The organism is Corynebacterium ulcerans (assembly GCF_000767685.1).
In the GTDB taxonomy this organism is placed as follows: Bacteria; Actinomycetota; Actinomycetes; order Mycobacteriales; family Mycobacteriaceae; genus Corynebacterium; species Corynebacterium ulcerans.
In genome coordinates this window covers 868,474-892,835 of record NZ_CP009622.1, presented here as the reverse complement: position 1 = coordinate 892,835, position 24,362 = coordinate 868,474, and the positions used below count along the sequence as shown (strand labels likewise).

The 24,362-nt window shown below is 55.8% G+C and carries 26 protein-coding genes; 12 read left to right on the top strand and 14 right to left on the bottom strand.

All coding sequences use genetic code 11. The annotated features are described in order from the left end of the window. Positions 1-35: 35 nt before the first annotated feature. From glgA to CULFRC11_RS04145, 3 genes are read left to right on the top strand one after another with little or no spacing between them, the layout of a single operon-like run. Positions 36-1,208 carry a glycogen synthase gene (glgA, locus tag CULFRC11_RS04155; RefSeq protein ID WP_023635472.1) on the top strand — a complete coding sequence of 391 codons (1,173 nt, stop codon included), beginning with the start codon at positions 36-38 and terminating at the stop codon, positions 1,206-1,208. A gap of 48 nt (positions 1,209-1,256) precedes the next feature. Then, positions 1,257-1,997 carry an acetolactate decarboxylase gene (budA, locus tag CULFRC11_RS04150; protein WP_023635471.1) on the top strand — a complete coding sequence of 247 codons (741 nt, stop codon included), beginning with the start codon at positions 1,257-1,259 and terminating at the stop codon, positions 1,995-1,997. Positions 1,998-2,008: 11 nt separating this feature from the next. Then, positions 2,009-3,460, top strand: coding sequence for a glycoside hydrolase family 32 protein (locus tag CULFRC11_RS04145; protein WP_023635470.1), 1,452 nt, complete (start codon positions 2,009-2,011; stop codon positions 3,458-3,460). A 79-nt stretch (positions 3,461-3,539) separates the two neighbouring features. On the opposite strand, the gene CULFRC11_RS04140 is transcribed toward CULFRC11_RS04145, so the two are convergent. The 7 genes from CULFRC11_RS04140 to dapE form a co-directional block, all read right to left on the bottom strand. Further along, on the bottom strand, positions 3,540-4,406 hold the full coding sequence (locus tag CULFRC11_RS04140; RefSeq protein ID WP_023635469.1) for a methyltransferase domain-containing protein: 867 nt from the start codon (positions 4,404-4,406) through the stop codon (positions 3,540-3,542). Positions 4,407-4,435: 29 nt separating this feature from the next. Further along, positions 4,436-4,603: a DUF3117 domain-containing protein gene (locus tag CULFRC11_RS11020; protein ID WP_013911214.1), complete on the bottom strand. Its 168-nt coding sequence runs from the start codon at positions 4,601-4,603 to the stop codon at positions 4,436-4,438. A 77-nt stretch (positions 4,604-4,680) separates the two neighbouring features. Continuing rightward, the gene (locus CULFRC11_RS04135) at positions 4,681-4,968 is read right to left on the bottom strand and encodes a DivIVA domain-containing protein (protein ID WP_023635468.1); all 288 of its coding nucleotides are present in this window, start codon (positions 4,966-4,968) and stop codon (positions 4,681-4,683) included. A 28-nt stretch (positions 4,969-4,996) separates the two neighbouring features. Further along, positions 4,997-5,731, bottom strand: a complete 735-nt coding sequence (locus CULFRC11_RS04130; protein ID WP_023635467.1) for a glucosyl-3-phosphoglycerate synthase — start codon at positions 5,729-5,731, stop codon at positions 4,997-4,999. After that, positions 5,728-6,585: a dihydropteroate synthase gene (gene folP / locus CULFRC11_RS04125; protein ID WP_023635466.1), complete on the bottom strand. Its 858-nt coding sequence runs from the start codon at positions 6,583-6,585 to the stop codon at positions 5,728-5,730. The genes CULFRC11_RS04130 and folP overlap by 4 nt, the downstream gene beginning before the upstream one ends. Beyond that, positions 6,578-7,369, bottom strand: coding sequence for an LOG family protein (locus CULFRC11_RS04120; RefSeq protein WP_038620456.1), 792 nt, complete (start codon positions 7,367-7,369; stop codon positions 6,578-6,580). The genes folP and CULFRC11_RS04120 overlap by 8 nt, the downstream gene beginning before the upstream one ends. 8 nt (positions 7,370-7,377) lie before the next feature. Beyond that, on the bottom strand, positions 7,378-8,451 hold the full coding sequence (gene dapE, locus CULFRC11_RS04115) for a succinyl-diaminopimelate desuccinylase (protein WP_023635465.1): 1,074 nt from the start codon (positions 8,449-8,451) through the stop codon (positions 7,378-7,380). Positions 8,452-8,533: 82 nt separating this feature from the next. On the opposite strand from dapE, the gene CULFRC11_RS04110 reads away from it, so the two are divergent. The 5 genes from CULFRC11_RS04110 (at position 8,534) to CULFRC11_RS04090 (ending at position 14,636) form a co-directional block, all read left to right on the top strand. Beyond that, positions 8,534-9,448 carry a DapH/DapD/GlmU-related protein gene (locus CULFRC11_RS04110; protein ID WP_031270176.1) on the top strand — a complete coding sequence of 305 codons (915 nt, stop codon included), beginning with the start codon at positions 8,534-8,536 and terminating at the stop codon, positions 9,446-9,448. 84 nt (positions 9,449-9,532) lie between these two features. After that, the gene (locus CULFRC11_RS04105) at positions 9,533-10,897 is read left to right on the top strand and encodes an amino acid permease (protein WP_014525582.1); all 1,365 of its coding nucleotides are present in this window, start codon (positions 9,533-9,535) and stop codon (positions 10,895-10,897) included. A 10-nt stretch (positions 10,898-10,907) separates the two neighbouring features. Beyond that, complete coding sequence (gene dapD / locus CULFRC11_RS04100; RefSeq protein ID WP_023635463.1) at positions 10,908-11,882, top strand: 2,3,4,5-tetrahydropyridine-2,6-dicarboxylate N-succinyltransferase; 975 nt, start codon at positions 10,908-10,910, stop codon at positions 11,880-11,882. A 94-nt stretch (positions 11,883-11,976) separates the two neighbouring features. After that, positions 11,977-13,386 (top strand): amino acid permease, encoded by a 1,410-nt coding sequence (locus tag CULFRC11_RS04095; protein ID WP_014836206.1) that lies wholly within the window; start codon positions 11,977-11,979, stop codon positions 13,384-13,386. A 77-nt stretch (positions 13,387-13,463) separates the two neighbouring features. Beyond that, positions 13,464-14,636 carry an HNH endonuclease signature motif containing protein gene (locus tag CULFRC11_RS04090; protein WP_023635462.1) on the top strand — a complete coding sequence of 391 codons (1,173 nt, stop codon included), beginning with the start codon at positions 13,464-13,466 and terminating at the stop codon, positions 14,634-14,636. Between the two features lies 1 nt (position 14,637). Here the strand turns inward: CULFRC11_RS04090 and CULFRC11_RS04085 are convergent, their stop codons facing one another. From CULFRC11_RS04085 to typA, 7 genes are all read right to left on the bottom strand, one after another. Further along, entirely contained in the window at positions 14,638-15,195 is a 558-nt protein-coding gene (locus CULFRC11_RS04085; RefSeq protein ID WP_023635461.1) for a GtrA family protein, read from the bottom strand. Between the two features lie 213 nt (positions 15,196-15,408). Continuing rightward, positions 15,409-16,503: a succinyldiaminopimelate transaminase gene (gene dapC, locus CULFRC11_RS04080; protein ID WP_023635460.1), complete on the bottom strand. Its 1,095-nt coding sequence runs from the start codon at positions 16,501-16,503 to the stop codon at positions 15,409-15,411. Positions 16,504-16,525: 22 nt separating this feature from the next. Further along, complete coding sequence (fdxA, locus tag CULFRC11_RS04075) at positions 16,526-16,843, bottom strand: ferredoxin (RefSeq protein WP_013241627.1); 318 nt, start codon at positions 16,841-16,843, stop codon at positions 16,526-16,528. 48 nt (positions 16,844-16,891) lie between these two features. Further along, complete coding sequence (locus tag CULFRC11_RS04070) at positions 16,892-17,293, bottom strand: hypothetical protein (protein ID WP_023635459.1); 402 nt, start codon at positions 17,291-17,293, stop codon at positions 16,892-16,894. A gap of 4 nt (positions 17,294-17,297) precedes the next feature. After that, a complete protein-coding gene (gene mshB, locus CULFRC11_RS04065) occupies positions 17,298-18,182 on the bottom strand; it encodes an N-acetyl-1-D-myo-inositol-2-amino-2-deoxy-alpha-D-glucopyranoside deacetylase (RefSeq protein ID WP_023635458.1) in 885 nt (294 codons plus the stop codon). Continuing rightward, positions 18,182-19,738, bottom strand: a complete 1,557-nt coding sequence (locus tag CULFRC11_RS04060; RefSeq protein WP_023635457.1) for an ABC transporter family substrate-binding protein — start codon at positions 19,736-19,738, stop codon at positions 18,182-18,184. Before CULFRC11_RS04060 ends, mshB begins: the two co-directional genes overlap by 1 nt. Positions 19,739-19,748: 10 nt before the next feature. Then, positions 19,749-21,659 carry a translational GTPase TypA gene (gene typA / locus CULFRC11_RS04055; protein ID WP_023635456.1) on the bottom strand — a complete coding sequence of 637 codons (1,911 nt, stop codon included), beginning with the start codon at positions 21,657-21,659 and terminating at the stop codon, positions 19,749-19,751. A gap of 371 nt (positions 21,660-22,030) precedes the next feature. Here typA and CULFRC11_RS04050 point away from each other — a divergent pair, with 371 nt between their 5' ends. Genes CULFRC11_RS04050 through CULFRC11_RS04035 form a run of 4 tightly spaced genes read left to right on the top strand, consistent with a single transcriptional unit; the run spans position 22,031 to position 24,356 of the window. Beyond that, positions 22,031-22,741: an Rv1157c family protein gene (locus CULFRC11_RS04050; protein ID WP_014525574.1), complete on the top strand. Its 711-nt coding sequence runs from the start codon at positions 22,031-22,033 to the stop codon at positions 22,739-22,741. Continuing rightward, positions 22,741-23,274 carry a ribonuclease FAU-1 family protein gene (locus CULFRC11_RS04045; RefSeq protein ID WP_023635455.1) on the top strand — a complete coding sequence of 178 codons (534 nt, stop codon included), beginning with the start codon at positions 22,741-22,743 and terminating at the stop codon, positions 23,272-23,274. Before CULFRC11_RS04050 ends, CULFRC11_RS04045 begins: the two co-directional genes overlap by 1 nt. Then, a complete protein-coding gene (gene arsC / locus CULFRC11_RS04040; RefSeq protein ID WP_023635454.1) occupies positions 23,271-23,615 on the top strand; it encodes an arsenate reductase (glutaredoxin) in 345 nt (114 codons plus the stop codon). Before CULFRC11_RS04045 ends, arsC begins: the two co-directional genes overlap by 4 nt. Then, complete coding sequence (locus tag CULFRC11_RS04035; protein ID WP_023635453.1) at positions 23,616-24,356, top strand: S1 family peptidase; 741 nt, start codon at positions 23,616-23,618, stop codon at positions 24,354-24,356. The last annotated feature ends 6 nt before the right edge of the window (positions 24,357-24,362 follow it).

Sequence of the window (24,362 nt, the reverse complement as noted above, 5' to 3'; positions counted from 1 at the left end):
AACAAAATGTCGGCGACATAGTTACTCTCAACAGTATGAGAGTTGCGATGTTATCTAAGGAATACCCACCAGAGATCTACGGCGGCGCCGGCGTTCACGTCGCCGAGTTGACCCGCTTTATGCGCCAAATCGTCCCTGTCCAGGTGCATTGCATGGGGGCACCCCGAACGGAACCTGATGTTTACGTCCACGGCGTCGACGAAGCCCTAGCTGATTCCAACGCAGCTATTGCCACGTTATCCACTGGGCTTCGCATGGCCAATGCAATACGCGACGTAGATGTTGTCCACTCTCATACGTGGTATGCGGGACTAGGAGGGCACCTCGCGGGACTTTTGAACGGTATCCCGCATGTGGTCACCGCGCACTCGCTCGAACCAGACCGCCCGTGGAAACGCGAACAGCTAGGAGGAGGCTACGACATCTCTTCCTGGTCTGAGCGCAACGCCATGGAAAATGCTGATGCCATCATCGCGGTTTCCGCGAAAATGAAAGAATCAGTGCTCGCTGCCTACCCGCGTATCGACGCCGACAAGGTCAAAGTCGTACTTAACGGTATAGACACCGATCTGTGGCGTCCCCGCCCCACGTTCAGCCAGGCAGAAAACTCTGTGCTGATGGAGCTTGGGGTATCTCCCCACCGCCCGATCGCAGCCTTTGTAGGAAGGATCACACGGCAAAAAGGCGTCGAGCATCTTATCAAAGCCGCACGCCATTTTGACCCGGAGATTCAGCTGGTCCTCTGCGCCGGTGCCCCCGATACTCCGGAGATTGCTGCACGGATCCGTGGTCTCGTCGAGAAGCTACAAAGCGAACGCGACGGCATCATATGGGTCCAGGACATGCTGCCCAAGGAGAAGATCCAAGAAATTCTTAGCGCCGCGGATGTCTTCGTGTGCCCCTCGATCTACGAGCCCTTAGGGATCGTCAACCTAGAGGCCATGGCCTGTGGTACAGCCGTCATCGCCTCAGATGTCGGGGGCATCCCCGAGGTCGTTGTAGACGGACACACCGGAACGCTAGTCCACTATGACGAGACCGACACCGAGGGCTTTGAACGCGACCTAGCGCACGCGGTCAACGAACTCATCGCGCGTCCCCACCTAGTCGAGGCATATGGAAGCATCGGACGAACCCGCGCGGTCAATGATTTCTCGTGGGCGTCGATTGCGCAGCAGACCATTGATGTTTACCGTTCCCTCTCCTAGTCGCACGTCCCCTGCAAGATCTAGGAAGCGCGACTATTCTAGGCGAGCATGAGTGACCATAAGGCTCTGTTAACTGAGCGCCACACTATTTTTCAGAGTTCACTGATGACCGCGCTTCTCGACGGCATCTACGACGGCGAAATCTCCATCAGCGAGCTTCTCGGCCACGGAAACTTTGGCATCGGCACGTTCGATGCACTCGATGGAGAAATGGTCATTCTAGACGGGGTCTGCTACCAGCTACGCGGAGATGGCTCAGCACGCGTAGCTACACTCGATCAACGCAGCCCTTTCGCCATAGCAACCAACTTTGTGCCACGAATCAGCGCAGATGCACCACACGGGATGAAACGGGAAGAGCTCAGCAGGTTCATCTCTTCCCTCCTTCCTAGCGAGAACTACATGTACGCCGTCCGCATCAGAGGAACGTTCAGTCATGTGTCGGTAAGAACTGTCACCAAACAGGAACGCCCTTACCGCCCCATGACGGAAGCAACCTGCGATGACGCCGAACTCGTATTCCACGACACAACCGGAACTATCGCGGGATTTAGGACTCCTGTTTATGAAAAAGGCATCGGTGTCCCTGGTTGCCATGTCCACTATGTAGACGATGCGCGTACTGCCGGCGGGCACGTCCTTGATTTCACCATGACCCACGGAACCATAGAGGTATGCCCTGGCACTGACCTACAGCTCAGGCTTCCTCTCACCCACGATTTCAGTATGGCGTCCTTGGCACCAGATGACTTAGACCAACAAATCCACGCCACGGAAGTAAAGAGCTAGGAGAATAATTCATGGCACACCGCCCCGAACTACATGTCACTCCGGAAACAGGCGTCCTCGACGCCCCAGCGGGAGCACTTTTCGACGGCCAAACGTGGCATGTCTTCCACCAGTTCCGCCCCAAATTAGACTCCGGGGCTCGATGGGCTCACACTGTGGCAGACGAAACTCCTTTCGACTGGGATATTTGCGACGACGTCCTAGCCCCCGACAACGACGAAATCCGAGTGCGTGCCGGGTCAGTGACGTCTACGGATAACACTGCCCATCTTTATTTCACTTCCGTCTCTCCTAGCGGCGACTCCGTTCACTTAGCAGAAATCGCAGAAATCGACAGTACAGCCGCTGACATCAGCGACGACCCTTCCATGATCGACCCGCATGTGCGCCGCGTAGGAAGGGTGGTCGACGACCGCGAGGGGCTCAACAACTTCCGCTCCCCCTGCGTGGTCCCTAACTGGGCTACCGAAGACGATCGCGAGGAGGGACATAAAGGTTGGATCATGCTTGCCGTGACAGGCGACGTAGCCTCTCCTACTCTTGCCATCCTTGACTCACGCGACGGAATCGATTGGTCCTTGCGCGGCCCGCTAAAAATCGTCGGGGACTCCGGTGTTGAGGGCGAAAGACTCGTAGCTCCACGCATTATCCGGCTTCGCGACGAAGTCGACAACAACATCTACGACATCCTCATCGTTACCGTAGAAACCGGCGGCATCGACCGCTCGGGGTACCTCGTCGGAACGCTCAGCGGCCGCATTTTCACCGTCGACTCTCCCTTTGAACGACTCGACTACGGGCACGACTTCACCCGACCACGCAACACCAACTACACCGCCGAGGCACTCAACGACCTCGACGAGCACCGCTACGACACTGCTTATGTGTTTGGGCTCATGAATGGAATCGGGCGTCTCGACGACCCCAGCAAGCACTTAAGCTTCCTCGAAGAAAAATGGGCCAACTGCTTGTCATTCCCTAGGAAGATGACGTTGCAGGGCGGAAAGATTTACCACACGCCAGTAACCGGCCTTCCTAGCGCCGTTAAAAGCTCCGACTACGCCTCCATGTGGACGTCCATCATGGATGTGCCTGAAGGAGAAGAAATTACCATCGAGCTGCACGACTCCACAGGCCAAGTCGCAGCTACTATCACCCACCGTGGCGATTTACTTGAATTAGACAGGTCTATGAACCCCCAGCATCTCGGCGATGATATTGCTATCGCTCCGCTGACTGAAGGCGATACAGACTCGATGACAATCATTGTGGATGGGTCCACCGTAGAGGTCTTCGCCGATGGAGGGCAGGTGGCAATGGCCAGCCGTGTGTACTTCAACGGACACTGCGAGGAGTTCGCGGTTGTTCCTAGCGAGGGTGCAAGCATCTCTCACACCGACGAAATCCGTCCGATGAAGAGCGTCCTTTTCACAGACGAAGACGAGGAAGGACCCGTGCGTTAATCTCACGGCACGCAAACAAAAGCCGGACCCGGGAATGAAAAATTCCTGGGTCCGGCTTTTGCGTCCGTAGGAAAAGGAGTTAGGCCTTTGTAAAACGCGTAATCATAGCCCTCGCCGTCACGTCCATCACTGGTGGCAACGTTGCGATCCTCTCAGCCAGAACATCTGGGTGGATGTGCCGAGCCGAGGGGCTCATTCCAATTTGGGTGGCTATAGAGTCCTGATCTAAGCGCATAGTGAATTGGACAGGTTCCGGCTCTCCTACTGGCGTAAGGTGACCGGCGGCCTGATCGATCATCCTTTGCACTTTCCCTTGCTCCACATCAATGATGCCAAGAGGATCGCGCAGCTCGCCAAGGTGGCCGGTATCGGCGGTGAGCACGATGACTTGGCCACCTGGTTTAAGCACACGGGCAAACTCGGAAGCATTCCTGGGCGCAAAGATGACGGTGATGGCGTCTATAGAGGCGTCTTGGATAGGAAGGCGGGACCAGGCGTCAGCGACTACGGCTCCTACGCGCGGGTGGCATTTTGCCAAAAGTTTGGCGGCGGGGACGGATACGTCGATGCCGAGCCCGACGGAGTTGTCGACGTCGTCAAGCGTGTGCGCTAGATAGTATCCCGTTCCGGCGCCGATCTCGCAGATTGTGGGGCGGGCGTCGTCGGCAACGCCGGCCTCGTCGAGGACGGTATGAACCGCAGCGCTTACGGCTTCCACGAATGGTGCAAAGTGCCCACTGGATAGGAAGGTTTCGCGGGCGCGGATCATCGACGTATCATCGCCGGAGTAACGCAGACCAGCGCCTCCGGCGAGTGTCACATAGCCCTGACGTGCAACATCAAAGCTGTGTCCTGATTCGGACACTAGCCGCGTGGAGTCGTCGACCAAGCTCAGTGGTGTTCCGTCAGTAGGATCGGCAAGAACATCAATGACATGTGAAAGCACGCTACATGGGCTCCTTGATCAAATAATTTTTATTGAGATACTTCGGTCAGTAAAGCACCAAGTTCGGCGGCTTCTTCCTTGTTAAGCTCGATGACCAAACGGCCACCACCGTCGGTAGGAATCCGCATCACAATCTTGCGGCTCTCGAAAACAGCTTCCATCGGCCCATTACCTGTACGAGGTTTCATGGCTGCCATGCAATCACCGATCCCTTACACTCTATTGCATTGAAAAACTTTGTCGATAAAACTATCGACCATCACATCCAACCAGTCTACTCGCTTCTCCTAGGAAGTGTCTGACTACGCAGCTCTCTCACCTGCTGCTCGAGCTCCCCAATCACCGCATCCACCTGATCTTGGCGATACCCACGCAGCACCGTATCAAATCGCACCGATTCCAGGTCGCCACGGCGCACAGCATCCACATTCTGACTCGTCAAGCCTATCGACGCCGCCAACGGCTCCACGGCTTCCCCACGCCCAAACAACATTCCTAGAAGCCACGACAGCACAGCGACGAAGATCACTAATAAAACTATGAGCACAATCCACGACACCATAGCAGCACGAGTCCTTTCTATTTGCTCCCTAGGATAAGGACTTTAGCGCAGGCCTCTCTCCTACTCGCGGCTTCACCACACCAGCACGGCTCAGGATGGTCTCCGCCACGACGTCAGCCATCGGAGCAAGTTCCTCCAGCGGCCGATTGCGATGGGCACGCCTGCCAACGTTCACCTCTGCTATCGCGGCCGAACCGTGGAGGCGGGCGACGTCGATAAGCAATCCAACTTCCACCCCATAACCATCAACGAAGGGCAGGCTGCGGGCGGTGTCAGCGCGGATCGCATATTCCCCTCCTAGTGGCTGAGTAATTCTTGCGAGTTCCGGGAATACAGCGCGCAGCAGTGGCTTTGCCGTTAGTTCAGTGACGCGCCCGCCGCCGCTAGGAGAGGAAGCGAAAGCCCGCTGGTACGCGGCCTTGACTAGGTGAATGCCCGGGTCGCATAAAGGTTCCGCCAGATCGGTCACAATCGTGGGCGCGATCTCTGTTAAATCAGCGTCTAGGAAGACGATGACGTCGCCGGTGGCGGCGGCTACTCCTCGCCAAAGGGCCTCCCCTTTTCCTACTCGCGGTGGCAGCGCCACAGGTTCTTTCCAGTTCAGGACGCGAGCTCCTGCCCGGCGCGCCTCGGCCGCAGTTGCATCGGTGGAATCAGAATCGATGACGAGGATTTCCCATGGCTGCGCTGTAGCAGCCACGCGCACAACATCTCCTACCGTCGCTTCCTCGTTGAGCGCAGGAATCACCACAGAGATTTTCACGCCAGACCTCTGGTTGTTTTCCGTGGAGGAATCGTTCCTTGAATCGCCGCCGTCATCCTAATCACGTCGATTGTCTCTTCTATTTGATGCGAACGAAACGCCGCCACGCCTCGTTCCGCAGACCACGCCGTTGCCGCCAAGGTTCCAGAGACACGCTTATCGACGCTCCGCTCAAGCGTTTCCCCAATAAAGTCCTTATTGGACAATGCCATGAGGACTGGCCAGCCGGTCGCCACGATTTCATCGATTCGGCGTAAAAGTTCGAGCCCGTGAAAAGTATTTTTACCGAAATCATGCGTGGGGTCGATGAATATCTTGTTCTCTGGCACTCCTAGGGACACCGCGTGTTCCGCTTGCCGCGTGGTTTCGTCGATAACTGCGGACACCACGTCGTCGTAATGCACGCGATACGGCCTTGTCCTAGGGACCACTCCGCCGGTGTGCGAGCAGACATAGCCAACTCGACGATCGCCAGCGACCTCCACGAGCTCTGGATCGTGGCCTGCCCATGTGTCGTTGATGAGTGATGCTCCTGCGTCGACAGCCAATTCGGCGACCTCCGCACGCCACGTGTCCACCGAGATGGTCGTCTCAGGGAAGGCTTCGTGCACCGCAGCGATCACCGGCACTACACGGTCTATTTCTTCAGAGATTGATACGAATTCGCCCGGTCCAGCTTTGACCCCACCGATATCCACGATCCCGGCGCCGGCCGCAATCACCTCGCCAGCACGCTCGACTGCGGCGTCGAAAGCATGGGTCGCACCGTGATCGTAAAAGGAATCGGGTGTCCTATTCACGATCGCCATTACCGTGGCCAAGCCTTCAGTGCCTAGGAAAGCGCTCCTAGGCATCTTGGGCTTTATCCTTCACGGGTTCAAATAACGTTGTGTGCGTGCCAACAATATGAGCGACGGCTTCTTCCACCGAATCCGTGACTAGGAAGAGGTCTAAGTCTTTCTCCGCGATCATTCCCTCTGCAACGAGGTGGTCTTTTAGCCACTCGACCATGCCGCCCCAGAACCCCTCTCCTAGTAACACGATGGGAAAGTTGGTCACTTTGCCGGTTTGAACCATGCAGAGAACCTCGAATAGCTCATCGAGTGTCCCTAGACCGCCGGGTAGGCAGACAAAAGCTTGAGAGTATTTGAGGAACATCGTCTTGCGTGCAAAGAAGTACCTGAAGTGGAGGCCTAAGTCGACGTACTTGTTAATGCCTTGCTCGTGTGGAAGTTCGATGCCCAGACCAACGGAGAGGCCATCTGCCCCACAAGCCCCTTTATTAGCTGCTTCCATGAGTCCGGGGCCGCCGCCTGTGATGACGGCGTAGTTGGCATCGACAAGTTCTTTTCCTAGGCGCACGCCCATGTCGTAATAAGGGTGGTCGGAGCCAATTCGTGCAGAGCCGAACACCGTCACGGCGGGAGGCAGTTGGGAAAGCGCATCGAAGCCAGTAACGAACTCGCTTTGGATGCGTAGGACGCGCCAAGGGTCGTCGTGAAGCCAGCTGTTGTTGGCAGGGAACTCTAGGAGGCGTTGATCGTAGGTCCCGGCTTGCTCGTCTTTGGATTCACGGATCAAAACGGGGCCGCGCAAGAGGCGTCGTTTTTCTGCTGAGGGTAGTTTTTCTGCGTTCATTCTCTCTCCTAGGCGCGTAGGTAAGCCAACAAGGTGTTGGAGACATCTGTGATCATGTGGACCGGGCACTGCTCGTCCTTCTTATGGCAGTAGGAAGGGTCGCCAGGACCAAAGTTAACTGCGGGGATTCCCATTTCAGAAAAACGCGACACATCAGTCCAACCATATTTAGCACGGAATTTTCCACCTGTTGCGCGTAGGAGAGCAGCAGCGGCCGGACGATCCAGCCCAGGGCGCGCCCCTGGAACCGCATCATCTACCTCATAGCTGACGTCGCTAGGAAGGGAGAGGGTTTCCAACAAGTGCGCCATCGCCTCATCGAGGCTGCGATCCGGAGCAAAACGAAAGTTCACAAACATCCAGGCTTCATCGGGGATGGTGTTGGTGGCCACGCCAGATTCGCAGTGCACGATGTTGAGGCCTTCGTGGTAGAGGCAGGCGTCGACAAGCTTTTCCTGCGCCTCGTACTCGGCGATGCGGGAGATAACCGGCGCTAGGAGATGCATGGCATTCGTTCCTAGCCACGAACGTGCCGAATGCGCCCTCACACCGCGTGCTGTGATCCGGAGGCGGATGGATCCTTGGCAGCCGGCTTCGATGACGGCACCTGATGGCTCTCCTAGTAACGCGATGTCACCCTGGAGCCACTCAGGATGCGATTGTTGCAGATGGCCTAATCCGTTGAATTCGCTGGAGACTTCCTCACCCTCGTAGCAAACGATCGTCAGGTCTTGCGTTAAGCCTTCGGCGTTGGCGAGTGTGGCAAAAGCGTGCAGATATACAGCCATGCCAGATTTCATGTCGACGGTTCCGCAGCCAAAGAGTACGTCGTCGATGAGAGTGGAAGGGACGTTATCTGCTGTGGGGACTGTGTCGATGTGCCCGGCGAGGATAACTCTGCTTCCTAGTCCCCGATGCGTGCGAGCGACCACGGTGTTCCCATGGCGTAGCACCTCGACGTTAGGAATGGACTTCAAGGCTTGTTCGATCAGATCCGCAATGTGCTTCTCGTGGTGAGAAGGGCTTTCAATATCCACGAGTGCGCGGGTGAGTTCAATGGGGTTAGCAGTCAAGTCCAACATGACTACACAGAATACAGCCCGCCGTGGCAAGGCGACTCAATGAAGTTAGTGAAACGTTGACGTGGCTACTAATCTTTTCACCATGATTCACCACGGCGCCGACGCCACAGGGATAGCAAACATCGCCATGGACGGAACAGTCCTCGACACTTGGTACCCCGCACCCAGACTCACCAGCTCCCCCATGCACCCCACAGGCACCACCCGCCTAGGGGCACACCACATATCCCCCAAGCTCCTCAATCTCGTGCGTATCGACGAAGACCGCCGCGTCGAACAAATCGCCGTGCACACCACTATTGCGGACCTTTCCTCCCCTCCTATCGATGCTCACGACGTCTACCTCCGACTCCACCTGCTCTCCCACCGCATCGTGCGGCCCCATGACATCAACATGGACAACGCCACCGACCTCCTAGCGATCGTCGCATGGACAAACAAAGGTCCTTGTTTGCCTGATGACTTTGAAAACGTCCGCACGTCCCTGCGTTCCCGTGGACTCATCCATGTCTACGGGATCGATAAACTTCCTCGCATGGTGGACTACGTCGTTCCTAGCGGCGTAGAAATCACTGAAGCCGAACGCGTGCGACTAGGAGCGCATCTCGCCCCGGGAACCAAAGTTCTACGCGAAGGCTACGTCTCTTATAACGCAGGAACCCTGGGATCAGGACGTGTCGAAGGTCGTCTTTACGCAGGAACCGTCGTAGGCAACGACCTCGACCTCGGGATCTCGGCTTCCCTAGTTCCAGACAAAAGCACTAAACGCCTCCGAGTAGGAAATAACTGCAGGCTCGGGCTTGGTGCCGCCGTCATCGGGATCGACCTTGGCGACAACGTAACCATCTGCAACAACATCGTGCTCGACCCGGCAACACAAATCTACGATGCCTCCTCACAACAGCGGTGCACGGCCGAATCACTGCGCGGAAAATCCAATTTTTGTGTCCAGATGGAGTTCGGGCATCCGGAGCCGGTAATCCACTCCTTCTCCTAGTCAGCGCACCTGCACGAGGGTAGGGACATAAAATTAACTAGTGGTTGATTATATTCCAAGCGCATGTGGGGTTAAGGTCTTCTCATGACTGAAGCAACCTCCGAGACCGGGCTCGGAAGCGGACTTAAGACCCGGCACCTCACGATGATGGGACTAGGATCGGCGATCGGCGCCGGCCTCTTCCTAGGGACGGGCGTAGGAATTGCGGCTGCCGGCCCTGCTGTCCTTATCGCCTATATCATCTCCGGTATCTTCGTCGTTTTTGTGATGCAGATGCTAGGAGAGCTTGCGGCAGCACGTCCTGCCTCCGGTTCCTTTTCCATCTACGCGGAACAGGCATTCGGCCACTGGGCAGGTTTCAGCCTAGGTTGGCTTTATTGGTTCATGCTCACCATGGTCCTCGGCGCAGAAATGACCGGCGCGGCAGCGATTATGGGTCAATGGTTTGGTATCGACCCATGGATCCCAGCGCTAGTGTGCGTTGTATTTTTTGCAGTGATTAACTTTGCCAAAGTTGGCGGCTTCGGCGAGTTCGAGTTTTGGTTCGCGTTTATCAAAGTTGCGGTCATCATCATTTTCCTCGTCGTTGGCATTTTGCTTATCTTTGGCCTCCTACCGGGACACGACTACGTAGGAACGCAGCATTTCCTTGGCGACGGATTCATGCCCAACGGAATCACAGGAGTCGCCACTGGTCTCCTAGCCGTGGCTTTCGCGTTCGGCGGTACCGAAATCGTCACGATCGCAGCAGCAGAATCGGAAGATCCCAAAACCGCCATTGCCACGGCAGTACGATCAGTCATTTGGCGAATTTCTACGTTCTATCTAGGCTCGGTGCTCGTCATCAGCTTCCTACTCCCGTACAACCAAATCGGCGGGGCGCAGACCGCGGCACAGTCGCCTTTCACCATCATTCTGGGAATGGCCAATATTCCAGGTGTGGTTGGTTTCATGGAGGCCATCATCGTTGTTGCTCTGCTCTCCGCTTTTAACGCGCAGATCTACGCAACCTCTCGTTTTGTGCATTCCATGGCGCAACGAGGAAACGCCCCTAGGATGTTTGCGTCGACAAATCGCGAGGGTGTTCCTATTGCGGCAGTGCTCCTCAGTATGTTTTTTGCCTTCGCGTCCGTTGGGCTTCAGTATTGGAACCCCGCAGGCCTCCTCAGCTTCCTACTCAACGCAGTAGGAGGGTGCCTTATTGTCATCTGGGTCATGATTTCGTTGTCCTACATCAAGCTGCACCCTGAGCTCGTGGAAAAGAAAGAGATCACTACGGTCCGCATGTGGTGTTATCCATGGCTCGGCTGGTTTACTGTTGTCGGCTTTATCGGACTCACCGCGCTCATGCTTTCCGACGACTCCTCCCGCAGCCAAATCACCTCCGTAGCCGTTGTCTTTACAACCCTGGTTATCCTGTCATTCCTCACTAGGAAAAAGAGTAAGTAGACTCCCACACATGACTTCTGCACTAGCTATTGGACTTGCAACAATCACCAACGATGGAACCGTGCTAGACGCATGGTTCCCGGCTCCGCGTCTCGACGCCCCCACCGACACCGAAACCGTCATACTCCATGGCGACGATATTCCCGCCGAGTTCCGTGCTCTCGTTGGCGAGGATGCGGATAGAGGTGTGCGTCGTGAAGCAATCCGCACCGGAATCTCAGATCTCTCCACCCCTCCTACCGACGCCTACGACGCATACCTGCGCCTGCATTTGCTTTCGCATCGGCTAGTTAAACCACACGGTCAAAACCTCGATGGGATTTTTGGGCTCCTCACCAACGTTGTGTGGACCAACTACGGTCCATGCCAGATCGCCGACTTCGAGATGACCCGTGCGAAGCTCCAGGCTCGCGGCCCAGTCACTGTCCATCTCGTGGATAAATTCCCACGCATGGTCGACTACGTCCTTCCTAGCGGCGTGCGCATCGGTGATGCTGATCGGGTCCGGCTCGGCGCTCATCTGGCCGAAGGAACCACCGTTATGCATGAAGGATTCGTTAACTTCAACGCCGGAACCCTAGGCGCGTCCATGGTGGAAGGCCGCATCTCTGCCGGCGTCGTGGTAGGAGATGGCTCGGACGTCGGTGGCGGCGCATCCATCATGGGAACGCTTTCTGGTGGAGGGAAGCACGTTATCTCACTCGGCGAACGCTGCCTCCTAGGCGCTAACTCTGGCTGCGGCATTCCGCTCGGCAACGACTGCGTCATCGAAGCAGGCCTTTACGTCACTGCAGGCTCCAAAGTCATCGTCCGCGGTGCTGTCGCTGAAGCGATGAAGCTTGACGACGGCGCCAGCACCAAAGCCCTCCTACTCGCAGGCGCAAACAACGTTTTGTTCCGCCGCAACTCCATCAGCGGTGCTATTGAAGCGACTGCATGGAAAACTGAGGCAGTCGAGCTCAATACTGACTTGCACTCAAACTAACCCTCCCGCATCACACCTAACGACTATCTAGCAGGGGAAAAGAACGACGGCGTCGCTATTCTTCTCCCCTCTTGCCTCGGAAAGACCCCCTGTCATGACAAGCGAAAACACCACGCGACTAGGAAGTGGACTGAAAGTCCGACATCTCACAATGATGGGACTTGGATCAACAATCGGCGCCGGCCTCTTCCTAGGGACAGGCGTTGGTATTAAAGCCGCGGGCCCCGCTGTGATTGTCGCTTATATCATCGCAGGATTTATCGCTGTCATGATTATGCGCATGCTCGGCGAGATGGGATCCGTAGTACCAGCTTCCGGCTCTTTTTCTGAATATGCAGACGCTGGAATTGGCCACTGGGCAGGTTTTATCCAAGGGTGGGTTTATTGGCTCGCCACCGTCGCTGTCCTAGGCGCAGAAATAACCGGTGCTGCGGGATTTGTTGCATCGTGGCTAGGAGTGTCACCTTGGCTACCAGCACTTTTCTTTGTTTTGGTATTTGGCACCATTAATCTCCTACGCGTACGAGCCTTCGGTGAATTCGAGTTCTGGTTCGCTTTTATCAAAGTTGCAGTCTTGGTTCTTTTCTTGGCCGTCGGCTTCCTCCTAGTCACGGGTCTTTTACCCGGCCATGACTTTGTAGGACTCAATCAGATCGAAAACGAAGGGTTTATGCCCAATGGTGTCAGTGGCATCGCTGCGGCTCTCCTAGCGGTTGCTTTCGGTTTTGGCGGCATCGAGGTCGTGGCTATTGCATCCGCTGAATCTGAAGATCCGCAACGATCTTTGGTCAACGCCGTACGAACCACGATTACTCGCATCAGTATTTTCTATCTTGGATCCGTCGCCGTGATCGTCCTCCTCCTACCCTACTCATCGCTAGGAAAGGCTCAGAGCGCCGCTGAGAGTCCGTTTTCTCAGGTCTTAGCGATCGCCGGCATCCCTGGTGTCGTAGGGACGATGGAAGTTGTCATTGTTTTAGCTTTGTTGTCTGCGTTCAACGCTCAGATTTATGCCAGCTCTAGGATGATGATGTCTTTGGCGGAGCGTCGACAAGCGCCTCGGATGTTTGCACGGGTGAACAAACGTGGCGTGCCGACTACCGCGATCCTTTTATCGGTGATTCTCAGTGTTGTCATGGTGGTGCTCAACTACCTCGATACCGGTTGGTTGCTCTCTTTCCTACTCAATGCTGCGGGTGCATCGTTGCTTACGGTTTGGACGTTCGTTGCGGTTTCCCAGTTGAAGCTGCGTCGTAGGCTTGAGGCTTTGGTTCCGTCCCTAGGAGTGAGGATGTGGGCCTACCCATGGTTAACGAGCTTCACCCTCATCATCCTCGCCGGCCTCGGAGCACTTATGCTCAGCGACGCACATGCGCGGATTGAGTTGTTGTCTGCGCTAACGATGGTCGCAGTACTTTTCCTAGTGAGCTTGGTTGCTGTTAGACGACCTTTTGAAAAAGCGCAACTGCCTGGCGAGAATTCCACAGATATAGGAACAGACTAAGACATATTCCACAGGTTTGTGGCGCTCAGTCCCTAGGAGAAAGAGGGAAGCCCCTTCCATGTTTTAGCCTCATCGCTATGAACATCGAAGGGGCTTTCTCCGTCTATTCCACCAGCGGCATTCAGATTGCCAAGTTTCTATTTGAGCTGAGCGCGACGACCTCCAGGGAGGATATCGCCGCACAGTTTGGTTTCCATCCTCAGTGGCTAGGGTCAGTGCTGAAGTTGGGCCGCGATTTGTTTGGGGAGAAAAGGGCGTCGAAACAGCGTCAGGAAGCTATTGCTATAGCTGAGGCCAATCACTTGGGCATAGAGATCCTGCGAGTTACCAATGCTGCGTTGAGCAAGCTGTCCGGGGAGGCGTCGATAAGCAGGGAGACCCTCCGCAAGCGGTTGTATCGGTGGGCTCGGGGCAAGACTGTGCTTGAAGCGAAAGCGGAGGCAGCGGCGCAAGTCGTCGCGCTCAATAGCGAATGCGGGAAACCACAGCAGACGCCGGCTGCTCGCATATCGCGCAACACTGATGCAGATGGGATGCGCCATGTGCATGCTTCGCTTCACGACGACGATGCCAGCGCCATCAGCGAAAAACTTAACTCGCTGGCACGGCACTTACGACGCCATAACCCCACGCTCACATATTCGCATGCCTTGGCGCTGGCGCTGAAACAGAGCATATTGCAGCATGATGCTGCAAACATTCCGCGTCGTGAAGGCCTCATCCTCCTACCCGCTGATGGTCTCACACACATTGGCGACGGCATGCTAGCCACCACGGACGGCGCCCTCATTCCTGCTAAAGACCTTGCAGAGCATCTCCTAGCGGATCTCGGCTACGCCGTCATCTACGCGCTTAATCAGGACGGCGTCCCTGAGCCTGTCGACCTTTTCCGCACCAAACGCTACGCCAACAAAAAGCAGCGCCTCATCCTCACCGCAGATCAACTCACCTGCGCCGACCCACGCTGCCACAGGCTCGCTAACAACTGCGAAATTCACCACCTCCAAGCGTGGCAATTCGGCGGAGAAACAAACCTCAAAAACCTCGTCGCTTGCTGCTCAACGCACAATAAGCTTAACGACGACAACCCTCTCCTACCCACCAACGGACACTATATCCGCATGCCCCATACCGGCCGAGCCGGCTTACAACCCCCATCCCACACTGCACGACCGCGTGCCAGCATCCTGCCTCTTGCCAGAAAATCTGGCCGCTATTGGGCCTGCCAGCATTTTGGGGTAGCTGTCTAGCCTATACCGGCTCAGCCACCTGCACGACCACCGTCTTTGGCTTCCTAAAAGTCCACACCTTATTGATAATAAAGTTCACTGGCATTGCCACCACAATCGAAATAGCACTTGCCCAGTAGAACTTTGTGCGCAATCCCGAAGAGTCGTCGAAAATCACTGGCGACAACGCAATCGGCGACGTCGGATTCATCAGCAATGTGGCCACCACCTGGCTCACAAAAAACGCTCCTACTCCCGTGAGTAGGAAGGGGAAAAAACCTCGCCACCACGACGTCATATGGGCAGCTTTAAACGTCCACATCCTATTCAGCTGATAATTCCAGGTATTAGCAACGATAAACGCAATCGTCATAAAAACGTGGTACCAACGAACGTGGAAAGAAGAGCCTAAAAGATTGTAGAAGGCGTCATGCTCGGACACCTCTCCTACCCACCAAGCAATTTTCTTGGCCAGGACTGTGACCACCAAGTTTACTACGGTGCCGGATCCGCCAACGATTCCGAATTGGATGAACTGTCGTAGGCTCCTAGTCATCCGTATTTTAGAATTCTCGGACACCGAGTCTCTCCTCCTAGTGGGCAATTAACCTTGTTGATTGTAGCGGTAATCGAAACTTCTCAAAACTCCCGACACAAGATTCATAAACTCTCTGTATGTCACATAACGCTCTAGTGGCTGTAAAAGACACTTTTCCTATGTGGCACTAAAAAGTTTTCTCACCTAGTTCTGTGCCCTGGAACAAGAAGATAGCGAGAGCAGCGCCACTAATCTTTAGTCTTGCAAGCGCGCCGCAAACGCTGCCACTCGCTCATCAGAGGTTGTCAGCGCAATACGAACATGTTTTTCAGCGCTAGGGCCATAGAAATCTCCAGGCGCGACAAGTATGCCCCGATCAGCAAACCATTCCACTGTGGTACGACAGTTTTCTCCTCGTGTCGTCCACAGATAAAGGCCTGCTTCTGAGCTTTCGACGGTAAAGCCAGCGTCGACAAGCGCGCGTAGGAGAGTTGCGCGGCGACGTGCGTAGCGTAACTTCTGGAAGGCTTCTTGATCATCATCGTTGAGCGCTGCGGTCATTGCGGCTTGGATTGGGCCAGGAATCATAAGGCCTGCATGCTTGCGCACTTCAGTGAGTTCAGCGATAAGCTCCGCGTCGCCGGCTAAGAAACCTGCTCGGTAGGAAGCGAGGTTGGAGGTCTTTGAGAGCGAATGGATCGCTAGGAGGCCTGTTTGGTCCCCATCGTTGACGCGCGGATCCAGGATAGATACCGCTTCGCCTTCCCAGGTCAGCCCTAAATAGCATTCATCGGAAGCAATGATGACATTGTTTTCGCGCGCCCATGCCACGATCTCGCGCAGTGTCTCGATGCTGAGGACTTTGCCGGTGGGGTTGGATGGAGAATTGAGATAAACAAGGTCGATGTCTTCGGGACTAAGAAGGGTGTGGGGGGCATCGCTGCGCGTGGGAGTGGCACCGGCAATAAGAGCGGAGACCTCATAAGTTGGGTATGCCACCTCGGGGATTACTACGGTGGAGTTGATCCCTAGGAGAGAGGGTAAGAGCGCAATAGCTTCTTTTGTTCCGATAACCGGCAGCACTCCTCCTACGGAGGGGACGTTGTAGCGCCTGGCTAGGGATGCGGTTATGGCGTCGCGAAGTTCGGGCGTCCCGATGGTCTGAGGGTAGCCAGGAGCTGCAGCGGCCTCCGCTAGTGCGAGGCAAATGCCTGGAGATACTTCGTCGACAGGCGAGCCCACAGATAGATTAATTATTCCGTCTGGGTGCGATTGCGCCTTGGCTTTTGCTTCTGCGAGGGAGTTCCAGGGGAAGTCGGGAAGCTTTGTTCCTAGCGGGCTGCGGCTCATGGTCCGTCCTTTGAAGATGTTTTTACGCCTGTGGAGGGAGGTCGGCTACAAGTTTGGCGTCGAAGTCCTGTGGGCCGAGTTTGGCCGCACCACCTGGGGAGCCGAGGTCGTCGAAAAATGCAGCGTTGGCGTCGTTATAATCCAGCCACTCATCTGGAACGTCGTCTTCATAAAAAATTGCTTCGACCGGGCACGCAGGTTCGCAGGCTCCACAGTCGACGCACTCATCAGGGTGGATGTACAGGGAACGCTTTCCCTCGTAGATGCAATCGACTGGGCATTCCTCAACGCATGCTCGATCCATGACATCAACGCAGGGCTGTGCGATTGTGTACGTCATTGCTTATAGATCTCCACTTCACGTATTCGGATGATTCGATTCATTATGTCACTTTCCGCGCAGCAGAGGCCAACCGCCTCCTACAAAACCTGCGATCATGAGTAGGAGGGGGCGAAGGCTTGCCCCAAGCAACTGGTCCCCCGTCACGCCTCCCGCCACCATGAGCCCAAAAAATCCCAACGCCCACGCATACATCGGGATAAGCGCAATGGCTGATTTTTTAGTCCACAACATCGCCGTTCTTGTCAGAACCATGTTGAATAAGAATGCAATTGCGACGGTATAAGGCACAGGCACTGGCCCGACCCAAGTGTTGAGATAGACGATTTCTAGGAGGACGGAAATAACCCCTCCTAGGGAGAGCCAGAAAAGTCCCCATGCCGCTTCTCCCCTACTGAATTCTTGGTACACGTAGGAGCGGTTGTCATCGCTTGTTATGTGCTCAGCCACTCTTTTATCTCACTAGTTCTGCAACAATGTCGAGGCCACTAGGAAGGGGGCCTTGGCCCATCTGGTAGCACTCCGTGCGTAGGAGAGGTTGGGCGATCAGGTTGCTTAGCGCAAAAACAGCCGGCGCCGCGTTCGGATCGCTAACGGCAGCGATGGCCGCATGGGGGTTGGTCGCAGTTGTGGATCCGTCTGCAATCCAGAGTTGGGTTGCATGGGCTTTCATCGCTTCCTTTTTCCTAGCGAAGGCCTCGTCGCTCAGTAGGATACGGATGTCAACGTTCTCGACGCACGCTATTTCGTCTGGGCGCGGGCGTCGCCAAGCTTCGGGGACGGCGCTGATGGCATCGAGTCCGGCGTCAAGATCTGTTTTATCCGTGACGGCCCAGAGGATGCGGGTGACGGGCACTCGCCGGACGGCTTCATGCGTGATCTTATGCGCTTGAATGTGGTCTGGGTGCCCGTATCCCCCGTCGGGGCCGTAGGTGATCACGAGGTCGGGATTAGTCTGCACCAGAATCTCGGCGAGTTGCTCTACTGCTTCCTCACCGGAGGAGATGAATGCGCGGGGATGTTCATTTGCTTTATCGCCGATCATTCCCGAGTCGCGCCAATATCCCGCCCCGCCAAGGTGCTTCCCTCGCGCGCCTAGGAGAGAGAGGGAGCGTGACAGCTCCCCAATCCGGAATCCCCCCAGCTGATCGGCCGAGTCTGCGACGAGCCCTTGGTAGGGTTCGCCGATAACTTCCCCTTGTTCTCCTAGCGTGCATGTCACCACGGTGACGTCAGCACCACGGAGCGAGAGTTCTGCGATGAGTCCGCCAGTCCAAATGGCTTCATCGTCGGGGTGGGCATGAACGGCTATTACTTTTTTGCCGATAAGATCGCGCATTAGTCCTCTTTGGGTGTCCAAGTGGCCAGAGCTGCAAGGTCTTCTGGCCACTGATCTAGCTGTGGATCCGGTCCTACGATACCGCTGCCGCGCACTTGTAGGCGCAGGTCCTTGGTGATCTCGGTAGTAAAATGTTGACTTGTTTCGATATTGGCCGCAATCGCATTGAAGTCCTCTGGCGTGCGAACTCCAGCGAGCACTTCGCTGATTTCAACATCGGTTTGTTTGTTGCACCAGTTGGTGAAATTGGTGGCTGGTTTGGGCCGTGAGCATTGGTAGCGATCAAGATTGTTCGCAGAATTCCACGTCATGATGGCGTCCACGCTGCCGTCGATAAGCTTCGTGCCTAGGAGAGAGGTGGCGTCCGTCGTCACAAGCTTCGCACCCACTCCATGGCGCGCGAGAAGATCCACAAGCGCGCGGGCGGCGTTTTCTGCGTGTGGATCCGCGGGGTCAACGCCGATCCTCACATCCCTTCCTAGGGACGCAAGCAGCTCCGCATGGGGCTCATAGCTTTCCGACGCCACCACCAAATCACTAGAACGCCCCATAGCCAGCTTGGCAATCAGTCGGCGGTCCACCAACGACTGCAGCTCAGCCCGTTGGGCCTCGCTCAGATTAAGGTTGGCAATCAGCTGGAGCGCCAGGGGGCTTTCCTGCGTGCGCACCTGGGTGTTCGGCATCAGCTCAAACGCCTCGCGGGCGACCTCCGTAGGAGTGATGTCAAGGTAATGGATTTGCCCCGTCCGCAGCATCTCAGCACCTTGGGTTACGTCGCGAACCTCGGAGAAGGTAATCGTCTCATTTTTCGCAGGGTTTTTGCCCCAGAAGCGATCATTGCGATTCAGCGTGAGGATTCCTCGTTGCTTGTCGACGCTCGCCAGCGAATACTTCCATCCAGAAGCCGGAATGCTGTGGGCCATTACTGAGGTGAAGCTAGCGTCGCTATCTCGCAATAGGTGGCTGGGTAGCAGCGAGGAAAAAAGGGTGTGCCAATCGGCTACTTTTGCAGAGAAATCCACGTCTACCGTGCGCCCACCATTAGAAGAACGAATGCCAGCTATTGCTCGATACTTTGATGCTCCCAGAACACCCGGGTTTGTCGACTTCGCCTCCCACAGATATTGGAAGTCGGACACTGTGATGGGGGTTCCGTCGCTCCACTGAGCTTCCGAGCGAATGGTATACCGCACCGTCTGAACAGCGCCCGTGCCGGTAGGAGGAGCTATCTCCTGCGCGGAGGTAAGAAGGTCAGCATTAATCTCCCCTCCTACGAAGGCGCTAGGAAGGACCAGGGAGGCAAGCGCACGAACAAACACAGAGTCATCCGATAAGACGTGTGGATTTAATCCTCCGGTAATCGGATCTATGCCTATAGACACCGACTTTTTGGTTTTCTTTTCCGGCTTCGGTGCCACCGAGGTACTGCTGGCAGCACTACTGACAGGAGTAGATTCTGGTTCCTTTTCCACCGGCGCGGGACCAGGGTTTGCCGAACATGACACAAGCACCGCGGCCGAGACTGTTGCTAGGAAAACGCGGTGCTTGTTCATCATGCGAGCTATCTTACTTGTTGCGTGCTTTCTCACGTGCACGGGCACGGCCACGTTCGGTGGCATTGAGAATAACCTTGCGTACGCGTAGGACGTCTGGGGTCACTTCCACGCACTCATCCTGCCCACAGAACTCCATGGCTTCATCGAGGGAAAGCACATGCGCCTTGGCCAGGGTGACGGTGGCATCAGCAGTAGCTGAACGCATGTTGGTCAGCTTCTTTTCCTTGGTGATGTTCACATCCATGTCTTCATCACGGTTGTTAGCACCAACGACCATGCCTTCATAAGCTTCCATGCCTGGCTCGACAAAGAAGTTGCCGCGGTCGGAAAGCTGGGTGAGAGCATAAGCGGTGATCTGACCAGAACGGTCCGCCACGAGGGAACCGGAGGCGCGACCCTTGATTTCACCTGCCCATACGTCGATGCCTTCTGAGTAGGAGTTGGCGATGCCGGTACCACGAGTCTCGGTGAGGAAGATGGTACGGAAGCTGATCAGGCCGCGTGCAGGAACCTTGTATTCCATGCGGACCCAGTCATCAGAGATGTTGTCCATAGACAGCATCTGCCCCTTGCGCGCAGCCATCAGCTGGGTGACGTTGCCCTGGTACTCCGATGGAATATCAATGACCATGTGCTCATAGGGCTCGTAGAGCTTGCCGTCGATAGTCTGCGTGACTACCTGAGGCTTGCCGACGGTCAGCTCAAAGCCTTCGCGACGCATCGTCTCCACGAGGACCGACAGCGACATTTCACCACGGCCCTGAACTTCCCATGCGTCTGGACGCTCAGTAGGAAGGACACGGATGGACACGTTACCGATCAATTCCTGATCCAAGCGTGCTTTCACCACACGAGCAGTCAGCTTGTCGCCGCCACCACGGCCAGCCAAAGGCGAAGTATTGACACCGATGGTCATGGAGATCGCAGGCTCATCAACGGTGATACGTGGAAGCGCAACAGGATTTTCTGGGTCAGCGAGGGTATCGCCGATCATCACAGAATCAATGCCAGAGATAGCAGCAATATCTCCTGCCACTACCTCATCTGCAGGCACGCGAGTCACACCAACGGTGCGCAGCAGTTCGGCGATTTTAGCGCTCTTGGTGTGCTGGTTGCCGTCCTCATCGTAGTGAATCCAGGCAACCTGTTGTCCCTTCTTCAACGTACCGGAGTGCACGCGGATCAAGCCGATGCGGCCTAGGAAGGAGGAAGAGTCCAAGTTGGTCACGTGTGCCTGCAAAGGCCCATCAACATTGACGGTGGGTTCTGGCATGACGTCGTAGATGACGTCGAAAAGCGCTTGTAGATCTTCAGCCTCAGGGATATTTCCGTTGCCGGGGTTTTCCACAGATGCCTTGCCTTCACGGCCAGAAGCGTAGAGAACCGGCAGGTCGAGCAGCTGCTCTGCGGCTTCTGCAGCCTCGGGGTCGTCCAAAGCTGAGGCCAGCTCTAGGAGGAGGTCCTGGGACTCCTCGACGACTTCGTCGATACGTGCGTCCGGACGGTCAGTCTTGTTGACCAAGATGATCACCGGCATTTTGGCGGCGAGTGCCTTGCCCAGAACGAATCGGGTCTGTGGTAGCGGACCTTCGGAAGCGTCGACAAGCAAAACGACGCCGTCCACCATGCTCAAGGCGCGCTCAACCTCGCCACCGAAGTCAGCGTGGCCCGGAGTATCGATCACGTTGATAACGAGATCGTTACCATCTTTGCCCGCGCCTTTACGACGAATAGCCGTGTTCTTGGCCAGGATGGTGATGCCCTTTTCCTTTTCTAGGTCTCCAGAGTCCATCACGCGGTCGACGAGCTCTGCGTGTTCATCGAAGGCGCCTGACTGACGCAGCATAGCGTCTACAAGGGTGGTCTTTCCGTGGTCAACGTGCGCAACGATGGCTACATTGCGAAACTCTGGACGGGTCAAAAGTGTCTCCTGAAAAATTGGATGCGCCTGGTAAAATCACGTCGCCGAATCATGCGAAGAGTCCGGGCGCATAGTACAGCGCTGTTACATTACTCCACTTACCCACAACTGTGCACGTTAGAAACGTAGATACAGCAACATGTAACAAAAAGATCACGATGAGCGACGTGTATCAAGAGAGGAATTTTTCCGTTCCCCCACATTGAGAATATTAGTTAGTAACCCTTGACACTATTAAAGCAGTGACTACTGTTATTCGAGTAAACTCTTGTGATTATTGTGACTTGCTATTGTATTTATTGGCTTCCCTCGCCCAATAAACACGTCTCTCTACACGGCAATAGCAAATCCAATAGCTAGGAAGGCTGTACGTGCGCCGAATTACCCACGCCATCACCGCGACGCTTCTCGCGGCTACTTGCACTCTCACCTCAATCGGTGGTGCAACCGCTATGCCTGCACAACCCCTGCCGGCAGCGCCGCTTTTGTCGTCCTCGTCGACGGTTGACCTCTCCTCCTGGCTCCCCCTGGACCAACTCGGACGCCCGAATGCCGAAACCCTCAGCAAAGCGAAAGACTTTGCCAACACCCTGCCTGAACCAATCCGCAACCAACTGCTCGCAGCCGTGGCCTTCATAGAAGGAACCGGGCAGGGGGAAATTAAAGTCCCCGACAATGGTCCCCAGTTCAACCAGTTCCTCTGGCCCAGCATCGCGGGACGCTGCATCAGCGGGCAACTGACTGCCACAGGGTCAGCAATCGCCGTTCCCGGACCTGCAGAAATTCCAGCACCAGGAGCAAAAGAAGGCGAAACCGCCTTTGTTTTCACTGCGCTAGGGACCGGGAAACTCGCCCCCAACGAGCATCAAGCAATGAATGTCCACTGGTTTAATCTTTCCACGTTGCAGGGCGGAAGTACTCGACTCGTCGGCCACGGGATCAACCCGGATGGACCTAGCACCGTATCTGGAACTGCTGACACAGGGAAGGGACGCGTCATTGCACTCATCGAGGGAACTATTGCCACAGAGGCAAGCCCCTGCACGTTCCTACCCACGGCTGCACTCTTCGAGGTGAAATAATGGTTGACCTGCATCCAGTGAAAAAGGAAACCTTCGACCCATCGTCGATGACCAATATCGACCCCAAAGGTTTTCAGCGACGCGTAGACGACTTTCACTCCACCGATTTCGGCCTATACATGGCCCGTGGCGCGGATCATCCCAAATTTGGCTATCTAGAGTCATGGCTCCTACCCAGCTTGGGATTACGAGCAAACATCTTCCATTTCCGTGAAGGTGTCAACGAGCGGCAAGATTTTTACTTTGATGTCGCCGATATTTCCCGCGAAGACAACATGTGGGTCACCCGCGACTTGTACGTGGACCTCATCTCTGTAACCGGGGAACCAGTCAAAGTGGTAGACATCGATGAACTCGCAGCAGCGACCTCAGCTGGCATCATCACCGCTGAAGAAGCCGAACGCGCAATTGACGCGACCCTCCTCGCCGTCGAAGGAATAACCCGCTACAACGACGATCCCATGAGCTGGCTTGCTTCCCTAGGCTACGACCTAGAATGGGCCGACACCGTCAAACTGGAACCCGCACCATGATCACCATCTATCACAATTCGCACTGCTCTAAGTCGCGCGCCGCACTGGAGTTCGTACAGGAGCGGGGGCATGATGATGTGCAGGTCATTAATTACCTCTCTTCCCCTCCTAGCGAGGACACTCTTCGCGACCTCCTACGCAAAGCAGGGCTAAGCCCCCACGAGGCAATACGGACAAACGAGCAGCTCTACCAAGACCTAGGCCTCTCGCCAGAAACTTCCGACGACGATCTCATTGCTACGATGGTAAAACACCCCCGGCTTATTCAACGGCCGATCGTATCCACGGATAAAGGCGTACGCCTTGCACGTCCCACGGAAGTAATAGAGGAGATTCTCTAAATGCGGCTTTTTCGCCGATTATCTGCTGTCACCACCGCCGTCGCTCTCTCGCTAGGAATAGTTGCTCCTAGTCACGCAGTCGTCGGCGGCACTGCAACCAATCAACCCAGTCTCGCTTATGTGGGACTAGGAGAGCAGCAATGCACAGGCGCTCTTGTAACTCCTGAATGGGTATTGAGCGCTCGGCATTGCCTTGGCGCCGGCCCATCAACTATCGGCGTCGGCGGCCAGGTCTTCCGTGCTGTCGAACAAATTCCCCACCCCACCGCAGATATCGCGTTAATCAAACTCGATCGACCATCTGGCACAGCACCGATGACGCTTTCCAGCAACAACCTGTCTTTTGGTGAAAAAACCATCGCTGCAGGCTGGGGCGGGATCACCCACGGCCACGCGCAGTGGGCGGAGGCTACAACACAGCGCCGTGTCACCAACGTCCCTGGCCCTGATCGCCAGGCCGTCTTAATTGAGCAATGGATCAGCCACGGAATCCTCCGCCAAGGCGATTCCGGAGGCCCGTTGATGGAGGGCAACGCTGTGGTCGGCGTTCTCAGCATGACCAGTCACACAGGTACGGTCGGCTGGTACACGCCTGTCGCGGAGCACACCGAGTGGATTTCAGCCATAAGCGGAGCGTCCAAACCGCCCGCTGCCGACGCTCCTAGCCCGCTTATCGACGCCACTGCTTTCCCCACCGTCATCCCACTTCCGAGTTTTCCGCTCCCCTTCGGCAGCCGCTAAAACATC

What these genes read in the sequence shown, in the direction of transcription:
- CULFRC11_RS04110 (WP_031270176.1), top strand. Translation starts at nt 8,534, where the DNA reads ATGATTCACCACGGCGCCGACGCCACAGGGATAGCAAACATCGCCATG.
- CULFRC11_RS11020 (WP_013911214.1), bottom strand. Translation starts at nt 4,603, where the DNA reads ATGGCAGCCATGAAACCTCGTACAGGTAATGGGCCGATGGAAGCTGTT.
- CULFRC11_RS04045 (WP_023635455.1), top strand. Translation starts at nt 22,741, where the DNA reads ATGGTTGACCTGCATCCAGTGAAAAAGGAAACCTTCGACCCATCGTCG.
- CULFRC11_RS04135 (WP_023635468.1), bottom strand. Translation starts at nt 4,968, where the DNA reads ATGGTGTCGTGGATTGTGCTCATAGTTTTATTAGTGATCTTCGTCGCT.
- dapD (WP_023635463.1), top strand. Translation starts at nt 10,908, where the DNA reads ATGACTTCTGCACTAGCTATTGGACTTGCAACAATCACCAACGATGGA.
- budA (WP_023635471.1), top strand. Translation starts at nt 1,257, where the DNA reads ATGAGTGACCATAAGGCTCTGTTAACTGAGCGCCACACTATTTTTCAG.
- folP (WP_023635466.1), bottom strand. Translation starts at nt 6,585, where the DNA reads ATGCCTAGGAGCGCTTTCCTAGGCACTGAAGGCTTGGCCACGGTAATG.
- CULFRC11_RS04060 (WP_023635457.1), bottom strand. Translation starts at nt 19,738, where the DNA reads ATGATGAACAAGCACCGCGTTTTCCTAGCAACAGTCTCGGCCGCGGTG.
- CULFRC11_RS04090 (WP_023635462.1), top strand. Translation starts at nt 13,464, where the DNA reads ATGAACATCGAAGGGGCTTTCTCCGTCTATTCCACCAGCGGCATTCAG.
- CULFRC11_RS04035 (WP_023635453.1), top strand. Translation starts at nt 23,616, where the DNA reads ATGCGGCTTTTTCGCCGATTATCTGCTGTCACCACCGCCGTCGCTCTC.
- CULFRC11_RS04120 (WP_038620456.1), bottom strand. Translation starts at nt 7,369, where the DNA reads ATGAACGCAGAAAAACTACCCTCAGCAGAAAAACGACGCCTCTTGCGC.
- dapE (WP_023635465.1), bottom strand. Translation starts at nt 8,451, where the DNA reads ATGTTGGACTTGACTGCTAACCCCATTGAACTCACCCGCGCACTCGTG.
- arsC (WP_023635454.1), top strand. Translation starts at nt 23,271, where the DNA reads ATGATCACCATCTATCACAATTCGCACTGCTCTAAGTCGCGCGCCGCA.
- dapC (WP_023635460.1), bottom strand. Translation starts at nt 16,503, where the DNA reads ATGAGCCGCAGCCCGCTAGGAACAAAGCTTCCCGACTTCCCCTGGAAC.
- CULFRC11_RS04145 (WP_023635470.1), top strand. Translation starts at nt 2,009, where the DNA reads ATGGCACACCGCCCCGAACTACATGTCACTCCGGAAACAGGCGTCCTC.
- glgA (WP_023635472.1), top strand. Translation starts at nt 36, where the DNA reads ATGAGAGTTGCGATGTTATCTAAGGAATACCCACCAGAGATCTACGGC.
- CULFRC11_RS04105 (WP_014525582.1), top strand. Translation starts at nt 9,533, where the DNA reads ATGACTGAAGCAACCTCCGAGACCGGGCTCGGAAGCGGACTTAAGACC.
- CULFRC11_RS04095 (WP_014836206.1), top strand. Translation starts at nt 11,977, where the DNA reads ATGACAAGCGAAAACACCACGCGACTAGGAAGTGGACTGAAAGTCCGA.
- mshB (WP_023635458.1), bottom strand. Translation starts at nt 18,182, where the DNA reads ATGCGCGATCTTATCGGCAAAAAAGTAATAGCCGTTCATGCCCACCCC.
- fdxA (WP_013241627.1), bottom strand. Translation starts at nt 16,843, where the DNA reads ATGACGTACACAATCGCACAGCCCTGCGTTGATGTCATGGATCGAGCA.